Genomic DNA, 19,062 nt, shown 5'->3' with positions numbered 1-19,062 from the left:
GGAAAGTCAGCCCACTTTCAGATGCGACTTGTTGAAACCCGTTGGAGCATCGCAATAACTGCAGATTTGCCTGAGGTCAGATCCCCGCAACACCGTCGTTCCTAAGTAGTTGAAATGACTCGGATACATTTTTGGATCAGGTTCTCAGGATGAGGGCGGCGTTGTAGTGCGTCACCAAACTCACCATGCTCTAATGCGACAGAATCTTGGACAGGAATTTCTGCGCGCGGTCGCTGCGGGGCCGGCCGAAAAACTCTTCCGTGGGCGCGTCCTCGACGATCTCGCCCTGGTCCATGAAGATGACGCGATGCGCGACCTTGCGCGCAAAGCCCATCTCATGGGTCACCACCATCATGGTCATGCCCTCGCGCGCGAGATCGACCATGACGTCGAGCACCTCGCTGATCATCTCAGGGTCGAGCGCCGAGGTCGGCTCGTCGAACAGCATGGCGATCGGATCCATCGCCAGCGCGCGCGCAATCGCTACGCGCTGCTGCTGGCCGCCGGACAGTTCGGCGGGATATTTTTGCGCATGATCGTTGAGACCGACGCGGTCCAGCAGCTTTGCAGCCTTCGCCATCGCCTCCTCGTGCGAACGGCCGAGCACCTTTTCCTGCGCCAGGCACAGATTCTCGACGATCCGCAGATGCGGGAACAGCTCAAAATGCTGGAACACCATGCCGACGCGCGCCCGCAGTTTCGGCAGATCGGTTTTGGGGTCGTTGACCTTGATGCCGTCGAGGATGATTTCGCCGCTCTGGAACGGCTCCAGCGCGTTGACGCATTTGATCAAGGTCGATTTGCCCGAACCGGAAGGCCCGCATACCACCACCACCTCGCCCTTGTCGACGTGCGTGGTGCAGTCCTTCAGCGCCTGAAAGGCCGGCCCGTACCATTTGTCGACGTGGCTGATCTGGATCATGAAAAGCTCGCTGGAGCGTGATGAATTTGGGCGAACGCGGTTCGCGTCACCTCTCCCCGCAGGGGAGAGGTCGAAGCCGGAGCGCAGCGCAGGCTTCGGGTGAGGGGTCTTTCCACACGCTCGGACTCGCGGATAGACCCCTCACCCGGATCGCATCTGACGATGCGACCCGACCTCTCCCCTGCGGGGAGAGGTGATCCGAGCGTCGTTGCGATTCGACCTAAAGTCATGATGCCCTAGCGGAGAACGGCGATGCGCGCCTGCAGGCGGCGGACGCCGAAGGATGCGCAGAAGGAGATGGTGAAATAGACCACGGCCGCGAACAGGTACATCTCGACCAGCCGGCCGTCGCGCTGCGCGACCTTGCTTGCCGCCCCTAAGAAATCGGGGATCGACAGCACATAGACCAGCGAGGTGTCCTGGAACAGCACGATGGTCTGGGTCAGCAACACCGGCAGCATATTGCGGAAGGCCTGCGGCAGTACGACGTAGCGCATGGTCTGGCCATAGGTGAGGCCGAGCGCCTGGGCGGCGGCGGGCTGACCCTTCGAGATCGACTGGATGCCGGCGCGCATGATTTCGGAAAAATACGCGGCCTCGAACATGATGAAGGTGACCAGCGACGAGGTAAACGAGCCGACCCGAATCGGACGCGATGCGCCGGTCAGCCATTGCCCGATATAGGGAACGAGGAAATAGAACCAGAAGATCACCAGCACCAGCGGCAACGACCGCATCAGGTCGACATAAAGGCCGGCGACATAGCCGAGCAGCCTGAAGCCGGACAGCCGCATCAGCGCGATCAAGGTGCCGAACACCAGCCCGCCCAGCGCGGCAAGACCTGTCAGCGTCAGCGTGAAGGTCATGCCGTCGATGAACAGATAGCCCAGCGAGCGGCGGATCACGTCGAAGTCGAAACTGGCGAACATCGGCTGCTATTTCCCGGTGATATAGCCGGGGATCGCCACGCGGCGCTCGAGCAAGCGCATGGCGGTCACGACGACGATGTTGATCGCAAGGTACAGCAGCGTCGCGGCGGTGAAGGCCTCGAACACCTGGAAGGAAAATTCCTGCATCGCGCGCGCCTCGCCGGTCAGTTCGATCAGGCCGATGGTGATGGCGACCGAGGTGTTCTTGATGGTGTTGAGAAACTCGGAGGTCAGCGGCGGCAGGACGATGCGGAACGCCATCGGCAGCAGCACATAGCGGTATTTCTGGAAGGTGGTGAGGCCGAGCGCGGTCGCGGCCAGCCCCTGCCCGCGCGGCAGCGAGTTGATGCCGGCCCGCAACTGCTCGGCGACGCGCGCCGACATGAACAGCCCGATGCCAACAGCCGCCGTGTAGAACGGCGCGTGCGGCATCTGCTTCAGCCAGAGCCCCCACGCCCGCGGCACGATTTCCGGCAGCACGAAGAACCACAGGAACAGCTGTACCAAGAGCGGCATGTTGCGGAAGAACTCGACGTAAGCAACACCGATCCGGCCCGCCGTTTTCGACGGCAGCGTGCGCAGCACGCCTATGATCGAGCCGAATACCAGCGCCAGAATCCAGGCGCAGATCGCGGTCTCGATGGTCAGCACCAGCCCCGACAGCAGCATGTCCAGATAGGTGCCGGTGCCGTTGGGCGCCGGCTCGAAGAAGATGCGCCAGTTCCAGTTATAATTCACGCGCCGATCTCATTCACCGTGAGCCGTAGCAGCAAACTCTCGTCATCCTGAGGTGCTCGCCGCACTTCGCGGCGAGCCTCGAAGGATGGGCCGCAAGCGCGTGCGGCCATCCTTCGAGACGCCGCGCAAGCGCGGCTCCTCAGGATGACGGCGGATATGTTTACATCGCGTAGGAATCAGGATCGGGCGAGTCCGACGGTTTGGCAAACGTCTTCTTCTGCTCCGGGCCGATCGGCACGTTCAGCGTCAATCCCTTCGGCGGAATCTTCTGCATGAACCATTTCTCATAGATCTTGGCGCCCTCCGGACTCTGGTAGAGCGCCGCCGTGGCGGCATCGACCACCTTCTTGAAGGCGGGATCGTCCTTGCGCAGCATGATGCCATAGGGCTCGGGTTTCGAGAACGCATCGGTGGAGATCACATAGGCACCCGGCTCCTTCGATCCGGCGACCAGGCTTGCGAGCAGGATGTCGTCCATCACGAAAGCAACGGCGCGATCGGTCTCGACCATCAGGAATGCTTCGGCGTGATCCTTGGCCGGGATGATGTTGACGTTAAGGTTGCGCGCGGCATTGGCTTCGGTGAGCTGCTTGATATTGGTAGTACCCGATGTGGAGACCACTGGCTTGCCCTTGAGATCCTCGATCGACTTGATGTTGCTGGACTTCTTGGAGACGAAGCGGCTGGCGGTCAGGAAGTGGGTATTGGTGTAGGCGATCTGCTTCTGGCGCTCGGTGTTGTTGGTGGTCGAGCCGCATTCGAGGTCGATGGTGCCGTTGGCCAGCAAGGGGATGCGGGTCGACGATGTCACCGGATTGAGTTTGACCTCGAGCTTGTCGAGCTTGAGCTCCTTCTTCACGGCCTCGACGATCTTGTAACAGATGTCCATCGCGTAGCCGATCGGCTTCTGGTTGTCGTCAAGATAGGAAAACGGAATCGACGAATCGCGATGTCCAAGGGTGATGGCGCCGGTGTCCTTGATGTTTTTCAGCGTCCCGGTGAGTTCCTGGGCGCTCGCCTGCCCCGCGCCGAGCGCCGTGGCCAGCGCAAAACCAATCATATAGCTGCGTTTCATTCCTGTTCTCCTTGCCTGGATCCGTTTGACCGCATCAGTCCGTTCGAGGCTCGGACCAAGAGCGGTCGGTAAGCCATTCGACCCTTAAATGCAGCCTGTGACAAGGAAAACCGCGCTGTAGGGTAGGCAAAGGCGCACTCGCGCCGTGCCCACCATCTTAATGGCGGTTGAAGCGAAGTGGTGGGCACGGCGCGAAGAGCGCGCCTTTGCCCACCCTACGGCTGACGGAACGGAGCCTGGGTTGCGGCGTTTAGTCTCCGGAACATCTTATGGAGACGCAACATGCTGGATACGTCGAAGATCAAAGAACACATGGACGTGATTTCGTCCGACCGCAAGACGGTCGGGCAAGTCGATCATCTCGACGGGCCCGACAAGATCAAGCTGACCAAGCAGAGTTCGCCGGACGGACAGCACCATCATTTCATTCCGGTATCATGGGTGGATCATGTCGATCAGCACGTCCACCTCAACAAGTCAGGCGCGGACGTGACCTCGCACTGGCAACACGGACAAGGTTGAGCGTGCAACAGGCGGCGAAACTGCAATTCGAACGGATCGGGCGCGAGTTCGCCCAATGGCGGCTGGTGCCCGACGACGAACGGTCGCCCGCGCCGGCGTGGTGGTGGGGACCGGCGATCGACGTGGTTGATGAAACCGAGGCGATGTCCGAGGATCTGTGCGCCGGTTTCGAATTGCCGCCGGGCTCGTCCTATGGCAGCGGCGCCGAAGTGCTGATGAAAGCGCTGGCAGCGCAGACCGCGCTGTCATGGCCGGATGAGTTTCCCAGAAAATTTCGTCAGCCGGATCCGGCGTAGGGTGGGCAAAGCGGCCGGACGCGACCGCGTCCGGTGGCGTGCCCACCAACCTTTCCACTCATACACCGCCGTCATCCTGAGGAGCGCGCTCTTGCGCGCGTCTCGAAGGATGGCCGCAAGCACCTGTGGCCCATCCTTCGAGGCTCGCCGTGAAGAACGGCGAGCACCTCAGGATGACGGCGGTGTATGGTTGGTGGGCACGGCGCGAGAGCGCCCTTGCCCATCCTACGATTCTCTGTTGCGGCCGATCGCCACGATCTCGGCTTCCCCATTGCCGGCCGGCACGACGTCGCCAACCTTTTTCCCGAACAGCGCGCGCGCTAGCGGCGAGGCATGCGACAGCGTTCCCTGCGAGGGATCGGCCTCGTCTTCGCCGACGACGCGAAAAGTCTGCTCGCGGCCGTCGTCGCGGAGGATCGTCACCGTGCTGCCAAACCGGATCTGTGTGCCGTCATCCGCATCCGGCACGACGCGGGCGGTCGCGCGGCGGGCGCTCCAGTAGCGCAGGTCGCGCGATGCCTGCGCCATCGCCGCGCGGTCGCCCGCCTCCTGCGCGGCGGCATGCGCCGCTTGCGCCGCCGCGACCGCCGCCTCGATTTGCGCAAGGCCTTCCACGGTGACGTCGTTGGGATGCTCGGAGACAGGCCTATCCGGCAAGTCCTCGACCGCGTCGGCGTCGGTATCCTTTACAAATGCTCGGCTCATGGCCGGAATATGGGGTCGGGAACAGGGCCGGGAAAGAGACGAAACCCGGTCCCCCCATGGCAAAATCGCAATTTCCGATTATATCGGCAGCATCCCCTGACCGAAGTCCTCACCCGTGAGAAAATCTGTGATCGTTTTATTGCTGATGCTGATCGTTCCGATCGGCGCGTCGGCGGCCAAATATTGGCTCGGCGACCGTTCCGTCAATTGGCAGGTGGCCGACCGCTCCAGCGCCGGCCTGCTTCCGCCGCCTTCCGAGCATCCGGATGCGCTGGTCCGCGTGTTCGCCGCACGGACCGTTCGCTGGAAAGGCATCTTCGCGGTGCACAGCTGGATCGTTTTCAAGGAGCGGCATGCGCGGACCTATACGAGATACGACTACACCGCCTGGGGCGAACCGATCTGGGTCAACGGCTTTGCCGCCGATGGCCGGTGGTTCGGCGACGTCCCGGAAGTGATCGCTGCCGCCGACGGCGAAGCCGCGGCGCAAATGATTCCGAAAATCCGCGCCGCCATCGCAAACTACAAGCTGCGATCCTCTGGCGATTACCGCGCCTGGCCTGGGCCGAATTCCAACACCTTCGTCACGGCGGCGCTTGCCGCGGTCCCGGAATTGCGCGCGACGCTGCCGCCTACCGCGATCGGCAAGGATTATCCTTACGACGATCGATGGATCGGATTGACGCCGTCGCGCACCGGCATTCGGCTTTCGCTGGACGGCTATCTCGGCATTACGGCCGGCTGGGTCGAAGGTCTTGAGGTCAATTTTCTCGGCGCCGTGTTCGGCATCGACCTGCGCCGTCCGGCCATAAAACTCCCCGGCCTCGGACGCATCGGCGTGGCCCAGACGTCAGACGCGTAGGGTGGGCAAAGCGGCCGGGCGCGAACGCGTCCGGCGGTGTGCCCACCAACCTCAATCGCCGCACATACACCACCGTCATCCTGAGGAGCGCGCTCTTGCGCGCGTCTCGAAGGATGGGCCGCAAGCGTTTGTGACCCATCCTTCGAGGCTCGCCGTGAAGAACGGCGAGCACCTCAGGATGACGGCGCGGTGTGTATGGATGGTGGGCACGGCGCAAGAGCGCCTTTGCCCACCCTACGGCAATTGCAGCGGCAACGTCTTCGCTGACCTTGGCTTTGCCAATCCCGAAGAAGAGTTGCTCAAGGCAAAGCTGATCCGGGAAATTCGTTCGATCATCAAACGCCGCAAACTCACCCAAGCCAAGGCGGCGATCTTGCTTGGCCTCAAGCAGCCCGACGTGTCTTCCATTATTACCGGCCGTGTAGGAAAGTTCTCGCTGGACCGCCTGGTTCGCTGCCTCGATCGGTTGGATTACAAGGTGGACGTGGTGGTGCGCCACAAGCCACGCCGGGCGTCGCGCGCCATCGCAGCCTAACGTCACGGTATGTGCGGCGCCTTCCGACCCTCGGCCAATCCCCGCACCACCATATAGAACACCGGTGTGAAGATCAGGCCGAACAGCGTCACGCCAAGCATGCCGAAAAACACCGCGACGCCGACGGCCTGCCGCATTTCGGAGCCCGACCCCGACGAAATCACCAGCGGCAGCACGCCGAGAATGAATGCGAACGACGTCATCAGGATCGGCCGGATCCGCAACCGGCAGGCTTCGATGACGGCCTCGAGGCGCGGCTTGCCCTCAAGCTCGATGTCGCGGGCGAATTCGACGATCAGGATCGCGTTTTTGGCGGCGAGCCCCACGAGGACCACGAACCCGATTTGCGTGAGGATGTTGACGTCCTGACCCATGATGCGCACGCCGAGCGTGGCGGCGAGCAGGCACATCGGCACGATCAGGATGACGGCGAACGGCAGGCTCCAGCTGCCATATTGCGCGGCCAGCACCAGGAACACGAACAGCACGCAGATCGGAAATACATAGAGGCCGGCATTGCCGCCGGTGACCTGCTGATAGGACAGGTCGGTCCACTCATAGGAAAATCCGCTCGGCAAGGTCTCTTCCGCCAACTGCTTCATGGTGTTGATGGCGGTCGCCGAACTCGTTCCCGGCAACGCTTCTCCCTGCAGCTCCGCCGTCGGATAGAGATTGTAGCGCGCGACGCGGTCGGGGCCGGAAACGTCGCGGAAATCCACCACACTGCCGAGCATCACCATGTCGCCTGCGGCATTGCGGGTGCGCAGGCGCGCCAGATCGGACGTCTCCTTGCGGAATGGCAGGTCGGCCTGCGCGGTGACGTGGTAGGTGCGGCCAAACAGGTTGAAGTCGTTGACGTAGGTCGAGCCGAAATAGGTCTGGATGGTTTCGTTGATGTTCGCAATCGGCACGCCGAGTTTCTGCGCCTTGACCCGATCGATATCGACGAACACCTGCGGGGTATTGGCGGTGAAGGGCGAGAATACCTGCGTCAATCCGGGCGCCTTGCGCGCGGCGGTAACAAGCTCGTCGTTGGCGGCTGCCAGCAGTTCGGGTCCGCGGCCCTGGCGATCCTGGATGCGCATCGTGAAACCACCGCCGGTGCCGATGCCCGGCACCGGCGGCGGCGGAATGACGATGATGAAGGCCCCCTGAATCGCGGACAGGCGCTTGCGCAGATCGACCGTGATCGCCGCCGCGCTCAGACCTTTGCCGTGACGCACTTCCGGCTCCTCGAACACCGGAAAAAGCGCCGCCGCATTGCCCGCCTGGGTTCGGGTCGCGCCCGAAAAGCCGGCGAATGCCGCGACGCGAACGATGCCCGGGGTATCCAGCGCCGTTTTCTCGATCTGACGGACGATATCGGTGGTGCGCGCCAGCGACGCCGCGCCCGGCAATTGTGCCGATATGATGACATAGCCGCGGTCCTGCGCGGGAATAAAACCTTGCGGCGTGGTAGCGAGCAGCCATCCTGCGCTGCCGATCAACGCCACATACAGCAGCAGCATCACCACCGAATGCCGGATCACGAAGTCCGCCAGCCTGGCATAGCCGTGCGACAGCCGGTCAAAACCGCGGTTGAAAACCCCGGTGAACGCGTCCCAGCCGCGCGCAATGAAGTTCCAGCTTGCCGGCGGCCGCTTGTCCTCATGCGGCTGCAGGATTTGCGAGGCCAGCGCCGGAGAAAGCGTCAGCGAGCAGAAACAGGAAATCGCGGTCGCCACCGCGATGGTGACGGCGAATTGCTGAAAAAACTGCCCGGAGATGCCGCCGAGAAATGCAGTCGGCACGAACACCGCGCACAGCACCAACGCAATCGACACCAGCGCGCCGCCGACCTCCTCCATCGTCTTGAGCGCCGCATCACGCCGGCTCATGCCGTGCTCGAGATGCCGTTCGACGTTTTCCACCACCACGATCGCGTCATCGACCACGATGCCGACCGCGAGCACGAGCCCGAACAGCGTGAGATTGTTGATCGAGAACCCCAGCGCCGCCATCACGGCAAATGTGCCGACCAGCGACACCGGAATGGCGATGATCGGAATGATCGCCGGCCGCCAGCCCTGCAGGAACACCAGCACGACGATGACGACGAGCAGCATCGCCTCGTAGATCGTCTTGATCAGTTCGTGGACGGATTGCGCGATGAATTCGGTCGGGTTGTAGCCGATATTGTAATCGAGACCCTTTGGAAAGCTGGCCTTCAACTTTACCATCGTGTCTGAGATGTTCTTGGCGGTGGCCAGCGCATTCGAGCCGGGCCGCTGGGTCACCAGCAGCGCGACCGCCGATTTCCGCAGCAGAAAGCTGTTGGTCGCATACGACAACGCGCCGAGTTCAACCCGCGCTACATCGCGCAGCCGAACGGTGCGGCCATCGGCGCCGGCCCTGACCACGATGTCCTCGAATTGCTTCTGATCCTTCAGGCGTCCCGTGAAGGTGAGATTGGGCTGGAACGCGCGGTCGGCGATCGGCGGCTCCCCGATCTGCCCGCCGGTGATTTGCAGGTTTTGTGCGCGGATCGCGGCCACCACCTCGGCGGAGGTCAGCCCGAGCGTTGCGATCCGGTCCGGATCGAGCCACAGCCGCATCGAGTAATCGCGGGCGCCGAACATCTGGATGTCGCCGATGCCGTCGAGGCGGAGCAGTTCGTCCCGCACCTGCAGCAGCGCATAGTTGCTGATATAGAGCTGGTCGAAGCTGTCGTCCGGCGACAGCATGAACACGACCATCAGGATGTCGGGGCTGTTCTTGCGGGTGACGACGCCGTTGCGCTGCACCTCTTCCGGCAATCGCGGCTGCGCGATCGCGACGCGGTTCTGCACCAGCACCTGCGCCTTGTCGAGATCGGTGCCGAGCCTGAAGGTGATCGTGATGGTCAGATTGCCGTTCGAGGTCGCCTGGCTGTAGAGATACAGCATGTCCTCGACGCCGTTGATTTCCTGCTCGATGGGCGCGGCGACCGTATCGGACACGGTCTGCGCAGTAGCGCCGGGATATTGCGTGGTGACGACGACGGTTGGCGGCACAACTTGCGGATATTCCGAGACCGGCAGCGTGGTGTAGGCGATCGCGCCGACGATCAACAGCACGATAGACAACACCATCGCCAGAATGGGCTGGTTGATGGAGAGCCTTCCGAGGTTCATGACTTGTTACCGGCCGCTGCGTGCGGCGCGACCTTTGCGCCGACGCGCGCGCGCTGGATGCCATCGACGATGACGCGGTCTTCCGCCTTCAGCCCCTCGCGAATGACGCGTAAGCCTTCGTCGAGCGGTCCGAGCGTGACCGGCTTTGCTTCGACGGTGTCGTCGTCCTTTACGACAAATACGATCTTGCGCGACTGGTCGGTGGCGACCGCGGTGTCGGGCAGCAGCAGCGCCTCATAGGGCGCGCTGCCGATCAACCGCACGCGGCCGAATTGCCCCGGCAGGATCGAAAAGTCCTTATTGGGAATGACCGCACGGCTGCGCAACGTGCCGGTCGACAGATCGAGGCGGTTGTCGAGGAAATCCATCTTGCCGTCACGTGATGATTTTGTTTCGCCGGTCAGCGTCACGTGCACCGGGTTCGGCGTATCGCGCGAGCTGGGCCGGCGGCCTTCGAACCACAGTCTGTTGTTCTTCAGGTAGGTCGCTTCATCCACGTCGAAATAGATGTAAATCGGATCCAGCGTGACGATCGAGGTGAGCAGCGTGGCATTGCCCTCGCTGCCCTGGACGAGATTGCCGACGCTGACCAGGTGACGGCCGACGCGGCCGGTCATCGGCGCCGTCACGTGCGTGAATTCAATATTGAGCTTGGCCGCTTTCAGCGCGCCTTCGGCCTGCATCTCGGCAGCGTGCGCGGCCTGCAGGGTCTGGCGGCGCTGGTCGACGACGGATTCGGAGACCGCACTGGTCTGGACCAAGGTCAGCGCACGATCGAGCTCGCGCTTGGCCAGTTCGGCCTTGGCTCGCGCGTCGGAAAGCTGGCCATCGGCCTGCAGCGCGACCGCCTCGAACGGGCGGGAATCGATGACGTAAAGCAGGTCGCCGGCACGGACGATGGCGCCGTCGCGGAATTCCACGCTGGTGACGAAGCCGCCGACGCGGGCGCGAACCTGAACCTCTTCGACGGCTTCGAACCGCCCGGTGAACTCGTCCCAATCGGTGACGGTACGCTTGGTCGGCTGCGCCACCGTGACCGGCGGCGGCGCGGTCGCGGCCGGCTGGCTCGGCTTGTCGCCGCAGCCGGCGAGCAATAATAGTGCGAGTAAGGGTGCAAGGCGAAATCGATTGTATTCTGGCTTCATTGCCACGCCCAATCAGTCGCATCGGTTTTCGAGGTCGCGCAAAGGTAATCTCCGCAGAGGCCGTTGCAAGACGTCCGCCTAGACTCATTTCCCGACCGCTGCATGTCAACCGGTTTCGGCGCCGGCTCCTTCTCACCTCTCCCCGTAGGGGAGAGGTCGAAGCCGAAGCCAACGGGTCGGCGCGAAGCGCCGCCCGATGATAAACTCCGCGCAGGCTTCGGGTGAGGGGTCTCTCCACCCACTCGGACTTAGCGGAAAGGCCCCTCACCCGCCGCGCATCTGACGATGCGCGTGGACCTCTCCCCTGCGGGGAGAGGTGAATCACTTCCCGAGCGCGTCGTAGATGATCCGCTTCAGCGCCGGCTGGATGCGGGTCCGCTCGGATGGCGAATTCTCCAGAAGGATGAAGAACAAGTCGTTGGCGCGATCGACCACGAAATAGGTACCGCTGGCGCCGTCCCATTTGATCTCGCCGATGGAGCCTGGCGGCGGCGGCACCGCCTTGCCCGGATCGGTGCGGATGCCAAAACCATAACCGAAGCCAAAGCCGTCGCCGGGAAAATAGAAATAATCGCGCTCAACGCCGGACCCGGGGCCGATGTGGTCGGTGGTCATCGCGGCGAAGGTCGCGGCACTGAGATAGCGCATGCCGTCGAGTTCGCCGCCGTTCAGCAGCATCTGCGCGAAACGCGCAAAATCGCTCATCGTGGTCACCATTCCGCCGCCGCCGGATTCCCACCGCGTCACGTCGAGCGAATTGCGCTCGACCGCGCGGTCGCGCGGCAGCGGTTTTGCAAATCGCGCGCGCTCCGTCGGATCGGTCAGGAAAAACTTTGTGGTGGTCATGCCGAGAGAATCGAGAAACTGGGTCTTCTCGAATTGATACAGCGATTGTCCGGATACGACTTCGATGGCGCGGCCGATGATATCCGTCGAATGTCCGTAGTCCCACAGCGTGCGCGGCTGCTCGGCCAGCGGCTTCATCGCGATGCGTTCGGCGAACTGTGCGTTATCGAAATCGCCGAAATAGATGTCGGCGTAGGCCGCCTTGACCAGGCCGTTGCCATAGAAACCATAGGTGATGCCGGAGGTATGCAACAGCAGATCCTCGATGGTCAGCGGGCGGCGTGGCGGCACCAGTTCAAGCACCGGCCTGCCATCTTTCTTTTTCTCGATGCCGACCTTCATCCTTGCAAAGGACGGAATGTATTTCGACACCGGATCGTCGAGCCGGAGCTTGCCCTGATCGACCAGGGTCATCGCCGCAAAGCTGGTGATGGTCTTGGTCATCGAATGAAGCGGGAAAATCGTATCCGGGGTCATCGGCCTGCCGGTATCGGTGTCGCTGATGCCGAAGGTCTTGAAATAGACCTGCCGGCCGTGCTGCTTGATCAATACCATCGCGCCGGGAATTTTTCCGGTGGCGACTTCATTATTGAAGAAATCGTCGATGCGTCCGAGTTTTTCCGGCGAGAAAACCGCCGGCTTCGGTGCGGCGTCATCGGCCCGCGCCGGCGCGGCGCCAAAGACGATCAGCCAGACCGCGGCGAGCAGCGCGCCGCGACAATGCTTGGATATGAAGGTGCAATCCATTCGGGAGAGATTACTGCAAGGCCGCATTCCAATCCAGATCGATCGGTCCCGATATAGCGACATCGTGTCCCGGACGCGGTGCGGCATTCTTCATGCCGCTCCGCAGAGCCGGGACCGTACCAAACACCGGCGCTCGTTACGGCCCCGGCTCTGCAGCGCACCACGCCGTGAAGAACGGCGCGCTGCGCTGCGTCCGGGGCACGGAATCAGGCGGCGCTTCGCCGCGTCTCCGGCATCACCAGCCAGATCGTGGCAAGGCCCGTCGCCGCAACCGCCGCCAGCCCTAAGAAAGCGACGCTGCTGCCGAGCTTGTCGGTGACATAACCCGCCAGCACGGTGCTGAGCGAGGCGCCGATGCCGGTGGCGGTGCCGACGATGCCCTGCGCCAGGCTGAAATGGCCACTGCCGAACGCGATATCGGCGATGACAAGCGGGATCATCACGCTGAACACCGCCGCGGTGATGCCGTCGAATATCTGTACCGCGACCAGCAAGTATGGATCGCTGACCGTGGCGAACAGCACGCCGCGAATCGCCAGCGCTGCGAAACCCAGCAGCAGCAATGGCCGCCGTCCCCATTGCTGCGCCTTGCGCCCCACCGACGGCGACGTCAGCGCGACGATGGCCTGGGGCACGATGATGCAGGCGGCGATCAGCGCCGGCGCCCACTGGCTGGAGCGGGTCGTCACCACGCCCGCCATGATCGGCAACATCGCGGCGTTGGCGAGTTGCAGCAGCAGCACGCAGCCGGCGAAGATCAGCAACGGGGGCTGGCGTACCAGTTTGATCACGCTGGTTGCGTCGGGGTCGGGCACCTCCCGCGGCACCGCGCCGTGCGCCCGCGCGGGGTCGATTTCCCATTCGCGAATCCGCGACAGCGCGAGCAGCGTCGGAATCGCCAGAATGAAGGTGACGAGAAATACCGAACGGCTCGACAACAGATAGCCGGCGGTGCCCATCACGGCCGCGGCGACGCCGTTACCCAGCGCCGCGTAGCGGGCGTTGCGTCCGAGCCGTTCGCCGATCGCGAACGGTCCGACCAGGCCGAGGCTGATCGCGGCAATCGCCGGTCCCAGCACGCAACTGGCGGCAGCGTGCAGGGTGGCCGCGGCCACCACGACCGGAAAGATCGGCCACGCCGCATAGCCGAGCGCGCAGACGCCGATGGTCGCGACCGCGAGGCCGGCCACCAGCCGCTCGGAGCGCGCCGCGTCGACAATGGCGCCGCCGGGCATTTGCCCGATCAGCGCGACCAACCCGCCGATCGACAACACAAAACCGATTTCAACCTGGGTCCATTTCTGCGTGGTCAGATAAACCGCGACGAACGGTCCGAATCCGGTCTGCACGTCGGCGAGAAAGAAAATGAACCAGTCGAGGCCGCGCACGCTCCGGCGCGATGGCGATGACGGCTTGCGCGTGGGCTCTGATGGCGGCGGTTCATTGCCGCGCCCGGTCGCCCGGTCGCGGCGGTCATCCTCACTCCGGTCAATCGACTGTCTGGACGAATGCGCCAACAGGTACCATCTCCGAAATCATTAGGGGGTGAATTGCAGCGGCTGCAGGCTGCCGGACGCGCCGAGCACCACGATCGGCGTGTCTTCCTTGTATTCGGGCGCCGCCGTCACCTGCTCTTTGGTCAATTCAAGCGTAATGCTGTCGCGCTTGTTGGCGATCCGTCCGAAATGCAGCGCATTCCAGTCGACCACGATTTTCCGGCTGCCGACGCCGAGAAAGCCGCCGAAATCGATCACGGCTGCACGTACCTGCCCGCCCCGAGCGACGATCACGTCGACAATCCGGCCCATGTTCTCGTCCGCCGCGCTACGAACGTCACGGCCGAGCACACCATGGGCGTCCCTTGCGCCAATGACGGTGACCGAGGGCGGCGCGGCCTCTTTTTGCGAAGCCCCGTCGTTTTGCGCCCGCGATGCGGGAAGGAATGCGGCAAATGCGATTGCGATAATCGCGATGCGCTGGCTTGCGCGCATTAGAGCCTCCTGACGTCAGGCGATTCAGTGCGCCAGAACGATCGAAACCTGAATCCAGCCGCGGGTGCGCAGCACCTCCAGCGATACGTCTTCACCATGCCGGCGAACCCGCAAGTCGACGCTGGAAGCGCCGAGCTGCAGATCGCGCAGCACCACTTCGTTGAGGAAGGCCGGCAGGCGCGGATTGCGCAACCGGATTTCGCCGCGCGCCGCGTCGAATTCCAGACCAAGGGCGGCCTCCAGCAGTGTGAACGGCGTCGCGCTGGCCCAGGCCTGCGGCGCGCAGGCGACCGGGTACAGCGTCGGCCCGCGCCGCTTCTCGCGCTGAAAACCGCAGAACAGTTCCGGCAGCCGGCGCAGATCCATGTAGGTGGCGGCATCGAACAGACCCTTGAACACATGCTCGACCGAATGCTTCAACCCGTAACGCGCCAGCCCCAGCGCGATCAGCGCGTTGTCGTGCGGCCAGATCGAGCCGTCGTGATAGGACATCGGGTTGTAGCGTGCTTCGCCGCGGGCCACGGTGCGGATGCCCCAGCCGGTGAAAAAATGCGGCCGCATCAGGTCGGCGGCCACCATGCGGGCGTGGTCTTCGCGCGCGATGCCGGTGAACAGCACCTGTCCGGCGTTGGAAGTGCGCACCGCGCAAGCGCGCTTGTCGCCGTCGAGCGCCAGCGCATAGGTGCCGAGTTCATCGCACCAGAACGCTTGCTCGAAACGTTCGGCCAGTTGCCGCGCTTCGGTCTCGAGCTTAACCGCGATGTCGGGGTGTCCCAACCGCAAGGCACAGCGGCCCGCCAGCCGTTTGGCAGCGAATACATAACCCTGCACTTCCGCCAGCGCGATAAACCCTTCGGCGAGTTGGCCGTCCGCATGGAAAATGGCGTCGTAGGAATCCTTCCAGCCCTGGTTGGCGAGGCCCTGTTCCGACGCACGCTGGTACTCGACAAAGCCGTCCCGGTCGGGATCGCCATAGGTGTCGATCCAGCGCAGCGCCGCTTCGATCGCGGGCCACAGCTCGGCGAGCGTTTCGTCGTCGCCGGTGCGTTCGACATAGAGCCCGGCCAGCAGCACGAACAGCGGCGTCGAATCGACGCTGCCGTAATATTGCGCGAACGGCACCTCGCGCAGCGCGGCCATCTCGCCGCCGCGCATCTCGTGCAGGATCTTTCCGGGCTGGGCGTCGGCGAGCGGATCGACGCTCCTGGCCTGATAGAATGCGAGCCGCTTCAGCACGCCGCGCGCGATGCGCGGGTCGACCCACAGCATCTGCAGCGCGGTGATCAGTCCGTCGCGTCCGAACGTGGTGGAGTACCAGGGAATGCCGGCATAGGGATAGCGGCCCTGCGGCGTTTCCGTCATCAGCATGTTGAGGTCGGCCATCGACTGGCACAGCACCTCATTGAAGATATTGTTGGAGGTCTCGATGCTGGTCGCGCCCGCGGTGAATTTGCGCATTTCGCGCCGATGCGCCAGCAGCCCGCGAAGGAATCGCGCCGGCCTGTGCGTGACCGGCTTGTTGCAGGATACCGCGGTGAACAGCGATGTGGTGGCTAGCGGCGCCAGTTCGAGATGCCAAGTGGCAATGCTGGAAGTCAGTCGTGTGGGCCGGGGATCGAAATGCAACGTCGTGCGGCGCGCCTTGCCGTCAAGCCCGTTATATTCCAGCGCCACATCGGCCGGCCCGAGCAGCTTGCTGGAACCGATGCCGCGGTGCGGGCGTTTCTCGCCGCGCACTTCGAACAAATCGGCAAAATCATTGTCGAACATCAACGTCAAGTCGAAGCTCGCGCGACTCTCGCCGTGATTCTGCAAGCCGATTCGCTGATAGGCGGTGCCGCGCCACAGGAAGATGGTGCGCACGATGTGCAGCATGTCCTTCTGCAGCACGATGCGGCCGCCTCGGACAACATCGGGGTTGGTGAGATCGACCGTCAGCGCGGAATTGTCGTCGCGCAAAATGGAGCCGAGCAGCAGCGGCTGTTGCGCTTCATCCAGCACCAGTTCGAGCCGGGCGAGATAGCGGGTGTCGCAGTTGAACAGGCCGTCGGGTCCGCCGGCGGATGCGCCGATGTCGCCATGGCTGTCGAGCACGATAAACGTATCGTCGTGCTTGAGCGAACGGCGCGGCCGTGCCGCGGGCCCGGTCATCGGAATATAAAACGGCGATTCCGAGACAGGCTCGACGGTCGGAATTTTCAGTTTGGTCACGACTTCAGCTGGCATTTGACCTCGGCTGGTTTGCTGATCTAGCGAAAAACGTTTGGTGATTCGCCACAGCGACAGCATAGCTCAAGGATCAGGCCGCGTGGGTCGCAAGCCGGCTCATTTCCTGCGTCACCAACTCGCGATACGGGCCCTGGCCCTGCATCAGGCGATCCGGCGGGCCGTCTTCGATGATCTTGCCCGCCTTCAGCATGATCACCCGGTCGAAATTGCGCAGCGTGGCGAGGCGGTGCGCGATCGCGATCACGGTTCGCCCGCGCATCAGGCGGCCGAGCGCCTCGCGGATGGCTTCCTCGGATTCGGAGTCCAGCGCGGCGGTGGCTTCATCGAGCAACAGGATCGGCGCGTCCTTCAGGAAGGCGCGGGCGATGGCGATGCGCTGGCGCTGGCCGCCGGACAGTTTTATGCCGCGGTCACCGACCATGGTCGCGAGCCCTTCGGGAAGGGTTTCGACGAAATCGCAGCGCGCCGCGATGGCCGCGCGCAACACCTCGTTGTCAGTGGCGTTGGGACGGCCATAGCGGATGTTTTCCATGATCGAGCGATGGAACAGCGAGATATCCTGCGGCACCACCGAGATCGCCTCGCGCAGGCTTTGCTGGGTGACGCGCGAAATATCCTGGCCGTCGATGGTGATGCAGCCGTGCTGCACCTCGTAAAACCGCTGCAGCAGTACGAACAGGCTCGACTTGCCGCCGCCGGACTGGCCGACCAACCCCACGCGTTGCCCCGGCTGAAGCCGCAGGCTGAACCGCTCGAACACTTGCAGCCCGCCGGGATAGCGGAACGAGACGTTGTTGAAGGCGATCGCCGCGCCCGCCTTCACCAGCGGCTCGGCTTCCGGATGGTCGCTCAATTCATGCGGCAGCAGCAGCGTCGCGATGGCTTCCGTCATTCGCGCAACATGCTGGGTGACATCCACCAGCGCCACCGCGAGATCGCGCGTGGCGTTCAAGATCGATAGCCCCAAGGTACAGACCAGCACCACGTCGCCGGTGGTGGCGCCGCCGTGCTGCCACAGGGTTATGACCCACCCGAGCAAGGCTATGATCAGAACGACGGTGATCGCCGCATGCGTGAGCCGCAGTTTCTCAAGATACCGCAGGCTGCGGCCCCGCGCCCTCAATTCCCGGTTGACCGTGTTATCGAACCGTTCGTGTTCGTAGCCAAGGCCGCAAAACGCCCGTACCAGCGGCATGTTGTTGATGACATCGACCATTTCGCCGTCGACCGCGGCGGCCTTGTCGGCGAAGTCGTCATGCAAAGGCTTGCCTCTGGCTGCGAGATGAAACATCGCGACCACCATGGCGCCGGCGACGACGATCATTCCCGCCGCCATCGGCAGGCTGACGGTGCCGATCAACGCGATCGCCGCGATAGTCGCGATGCAGGGCGGCAGCACGTTCCAGACGAACATGTTCTCGACGGTGAAGACCGCATTGGAGGTGGCGGTAATGCGGCTGGTCAGCATGCCCGGCAGCCGGTCGGAGAAATAGCTCGGCGCGTGCCCGGTCAGATGGCGGAAGATGTCGCGGCGCAGATCACCGGTCACTCCCACAAATGTGAAGCTCGCGGTCCAGCTCGCGATCCGCCACAGGAAATTATCGGCAGCTATCAGCGACATGAGAAAAACGAATGCCAGCCATACGCCGCCGCCGCGCGCCGGGCCGGCCGCCAAGCCATCGACCAAGTATTTCACGCCGTATTGCGTGCCTACCGAACAAGCAACGGCTGCAACGACAGCAGTCAATATGACAGCGTGCGATGCAAGGCGCTGGCGCAGATAGCGCAGCACGAAGGCGAACGGGCGATGTGCGTATCCTGAAAGATTGTCCATGGGGCCTTGCAAAAGCTGGTGGAGGGAAACGAGAATCTCTACCCGGCCACATTTGGCGCGGTCGATCTGCCGTAACGGTTTTGAGTTTCCCGTCGTGTTGCCATCACTGCGCAACAATTTTGCACATCGAAAGTCTGAGTGGATGAGATGGCATCAGCAAGACGCCGATGTGAAAGAAGTATGCGTGTTCAAGGAACTTCGCAGATGCGAGAACGTTCCCCCGTTGCATGCCGGTGCCGTGCAGATGCGGGGTGGTCTTTGTTCCCAAACGACATCAGGAGACGCATAGATGCGCATCGCGCAGATTGCTCCGTTGACGGAGGCTGTTCCACCCAGGCTTTACGGCGGCACCGAACGGGTGGTGCACTGGCTGACCGAGGAACTGGTCGCGCTCGGAAACGATGTCACATTGTTCGCCAGCGGGGATTCACAAACGTCCGCAAAGCTCGATGCGACTTGGCCGAAGGCGTTGCGCCTCGACGGATCGGTTCGCGACCCCAACGCGCTGCATATGGTGATGCTGGAGCATGTGCG

At 63.1% G+C, this 19,062-nt stretch carries 16 protein-coding genes and 1 pseudogene; 5 read left to right on the top strand and 12 right to left on the bottom strand.

The genetic code is table 11. From position 1 onward, the window contains the following. Positions 1 to 190: 190 nt before the first annotated feature. The 4 genes from VGP39_RS14295 to VGP39_RS14280 form a co-directional block, all read right to left on the bottom strand. Positions 191 to 922, bottom strand: a complete 732-nt coding sequence (locus tag VGP39_RS14295; protein ID WP_327568752.1) for an amino acid ABC transporter ATP-binding protein — start codon at positions 920 to 922, stop codon at positions 191 to 193. Positions 923 to 1,158: 236 nt separating this feature from the next. Next, the gene (locus tag VGP39_RS14290; RefSeq protein ID WP_327568751.1) at positions 1,159 to 1,851 is read right to left on the bottom strand and encodes an ABC transporter permease subunit; all 693 of its coding nucleotides are present in this window, start codon (positions 1,849 to 1,851) and stop codon (positions 1,159 to 1,161) included. Positions 1,852 to 1,857: 6 nt separating this feature from the next. Next, positions 1,858 to 2,589: an amino acid ABC transporter permease gene (locus VGP39_RS14285; protein ID WP_327568750.1), complete on the bottom strand. Its 732-nt coding sequence runs from the start codon at positions 2,587 to 2,589 to the stop codon at positions 1,858 to 1,860. Positions 2,590 to 2,749: 160 nt separating this feature from the next. Further along, positions 2,750 to 3,664, bottom strand: coding sequence for an amino acid ABC transporter substrate-binding protein (locus VGP39_RS14280; RefSeq protein ID WP_327568749.1), 915 nt, complete (start codon positions 3,662 to 3,664; stop codon positions 2,750 to 2,752). 282 nt (positions 3,665 to 3,946) lie between these two features. On the opposite strand from VGP39_RS14280, the gene VGP39_RS14275 reads away from it, so the two are divergent. Both VGP39_RS14275 and VGP39_RS14270 read left to right on the top strand, forming a co-directional pair. Next, positions 3,947 to 4,186 carry a DUF2171 domain-containing protein gene (locus VGP39_RS14275; protein ID WP_327568748.1) on the top strand — a complete coding sequence of 80 codons (240 nt, stop codon included), beginning with the start codon at positions 3,947 to 3,949 and terminating at the stop codon, positions 4,184 to 4,186. Beyond that, positions 4,183 to 4,482, top strand: coding sequence for a hypothetical protein (locus tag VGP39_RS14270; protein WP_414644676.1), 300 nt, complete (start codon positions 4,183 to 4,185; stop codon positions 4,480 to 4,482). Before VGP39_RS14275 ends, VGP39_RS14270 begins: the two co-directional genes overlap by 4 nt. A 225-nt stretch (positions 4,483 to 4,707) precedes the next feature. On the opposite strand, the gene greA is transcribed toward VGP39_RS14270, so the two are convergent. Continuing rightward, positions 4,708 to 5,187: a transcription elongation factor GreA gene (gene greA, locus VGP39_RS14265; RefSeq protein WP_327568747.1), complete on the bottom strand. Its 480-nt coding sequence runs from the start codon at positions 5,185 to 5,187 to the stop codon at positions 4,708 to 4,710. Between the two features lie 127 nt (positions 5,188 to 5,314). On the opposite strand from greA, the gene VGP39_RS14260 reads away from it, so the two are divergent. Both VGP39_RS14260 and VGP39_RS14255 read left to right on the top strand, forming a co-directional pair. Continuing rightward, positions 5,315 to 6,049, top strand: a complete 735-nt coding sequence (locus VGP39_RS14260) for a DUF3750 domain-containing protein (RefSeq protein WP_327568746.1) — start codon at positions 5,315 to 5,317, stop codon at positions 6,047 to 6,049. A 154-nt stretch (positions 6,050 to 6,203) separates the two neighbouring features. Continuing rightward, the gene (locus VGP39_RS14255; RefSeq protein ID WP_327568745.1) at positions 6,204 to 6,584 is read left to right on the top strand and encodes a helix-turn-helix transcriptional regulator; all 381 of its coding nucleotides are present in this window, start codon (positions 6,204 to 6,206) and stop codon (positions 6,582 to 6,584) included. A gap of 2 nt (positions 6,585 to 6,586) precedes the next feature. On the opposite strand, the gene VGP39_RS14250 is transcribed toward VGP39_RS14255, so the two are convergent. The 7 genes from VGP39_RS14250 to VGP39_RS14220 form a co-directional block, all read right to left on the bottom strand. Further along, positions 6,587 to 9,736, bottom strand: coding sequence for a multidrug efflux RND transporter permease subunit (locus tag VGP39_RS14250; RefSeq protein WP_327568744.1), 3,150 nt, complete (start codon positions 9,734 to 9,736; stop codon positions 6,587 to 6,589). Continuing rightward, complete coding sequence (locus VGP39_RS14245) at positions 9,733 to 10,881, bottom strand: efflux RND transporter periplasmic adaptor subunit (protein WP_327568743.1); 1,149 nt, start codon at positions 10,879 to 10,881, stop codon at positions 9,733 to 9,735. The genes VGP39_RS14250 and VGP39_RS14245 overlap by 4 nt, the downstream gene beginning before the upstream one ends. 321 nt (positions 10,882 to 11,202) lie before the next feature. Then, positions 11,203 to 12,474, bottom strand: coding sequence for a serine hydrolase domain-containing protein (locus VGP39_RS14240; protein WP_327568742.1), 1,272 nt, complete (start codon positions 12,472 to 12,474; stop codon positions 11,203 to 11,205). A gap of 206 nt (positions 12,475 to 12,680) precedes the next feature. Continuing rightward, positions 12,681 to 13,862: an MFS transporter gene (locus VGP39_RS14235; protein ID WP_327568753.1), complete on the bottom strand. Its 1,182-nt coding sequence runs from the start codon at positions 13,860 to 13,862 to the stop codon at positions 12,681 to 12,683. A 150-nt stretch (positions 13,863 to 14,012) separates the two neighbouring features. Then, positions 14,013 to 14,465: a PRC-barrel domain-containing protein gene (locus tag VGP39_RS14230; protein WP_327568741.1), complete on the bottom strand. Its 453-nt coding sequence runs from the start codon at positions 14,463 to 14,465 to the stop codon at positions 14,013 to 14,015. 24 nt (positions 14,466 to 14,489) lie between these two features. Beyond that, positions 14,490 to 16,691 (bottom strand): amylo-alpha-1,6-glucosidase, encoded by a 2,202-nt coding sequence (locus tag VGP39_RS14225; RefSeq protein ID WP_327568740.1) that lies wholly within the window; start codon positions 16,689 to 16,691, stop codon positions 14,490 to 14,492. A gap of 73 nt (positions 16,692 to 16,764) precedes the next feature. Further along, on the bottom strand, positions 16,765 to 18,528 hold the full coding sequence (locus VGP39_RS14220) for an ABC transporter ATP-binding protein (protein WP_327568739.1): 1,764 nt from the start codon (positions 18,526 to 18,528) through the stop codon (positions 16,765 to 16,767). 289 nt (positions 18,529 to 18,817) lie between these two features. On the opposite strand from VGP39_RS14220, the pseudogene VGP39_RS14215 reads away from it, so the two are divergent. After that, positions 18,818 to 19,062 (top strand): annotated as a pseudogene (locus tag VGP39_RS14215) (glycosyltransferase family 4 protein); the annotation flags it as partial.

The organism is Bradyrhizobium sp. (assembly GCF_036009065.1).
In the GTDB taxonomy this organism is placed as follows: Bacteria; Pseudomonadota; Alphaproteobacteria; order Rhizobiales; family Xanthobacteraceae; genus Bradyrhizobium.
Note: the sequence above shows the minus strand (reverse complement) of the source record. Positions and strands in the feature narration are given on the sequence as shown.

What these genes read in the sequence shown, in the direction of transcription:
- VGP39_RS14295 (WP_327568752.1), bottom strand. Translation starts at nt 922, where the DNA reads ATGATCCAGATCAGCCACGTCGACAAATGGTACGGGCCGGCCTTTCAG.
- VGP39_RS14250 (WP_327568744.1), bottom strand. Translation starts at nt 9,736, where the DNA reads ATGAACCTCGGAAGGCTCTCCATCAACCAGCCCATTCTGGCGATGGTG.
- greA (WP_327568747.1), bottom strand. Translation starts at nt 5,187, where the DNA reads ATGAGCCGAGCATTTGTAAAGGATACCGACGCCGACGCGGTCGAGGAC.
- VGP39_RS14225 (WP_327568740.1), bottom strand. Translation starts at nt 16,691, where the DNA reads ATGCCAGCTGAAGTCGTGACCAAACTGAAAATTCCGACCGTCGAGCCT.
- VGP39_RS14240 (WP_327568742.1), bottom strand. Translation starts at nt 12,474, where the DNA reads ATGGATTGCACCTTCATATCCAAGCATTGTCGCGGCGCGCTGCTCGCC.
- VGP39_RS14245 (WP_327568743.1), bottom strand. Translation starts at nt 10,881, where the DNA reads ATGAAGCCAGAATACAATCGATTTCGCCTTGCACCCTTACTCGCACTA.
- VGP39_RS14280 (WP_327568749.1), bottom strand. Translation starts at nt 3,664, where the DNA reads ATGAAACGCAGCTATATGATTGGTTTTGCGCTGGCCACGGCGCTCGGC.
- VGP39_RS14275 (WP_327568748.1), top strand. Translation starts at nt 3,947, where the DNA reads ATGCTGGATACGTCGAAGATCAAAGAACACATGGACGTGATTTCGTCC.
- VGP39_RS14230 (WP_327568741.1), bottom strand. Translation starts at nt 14,465, where the DNA reads ATGCGCGCAAGCCAGCGCATCGCGATTATCGCAATCGCATTTGCCGCA.
- VGP39_RS14220 (WP_327568739.1), bottom strand. Translation starts at nt 18,528, where the DNA reads ATGGACAATCTTTCAGGATACGCACATCGCCCGTTCGCCTTCGTGCTG.
- VGP39_RS14290 (WP_327568751.1), bottom strand. Translation starts at nt 1,851, where the DNA reads ATGTTCGCCAGTTTCGACTTCGACGTGATCCGCCGCTCGCTGGGCTAT.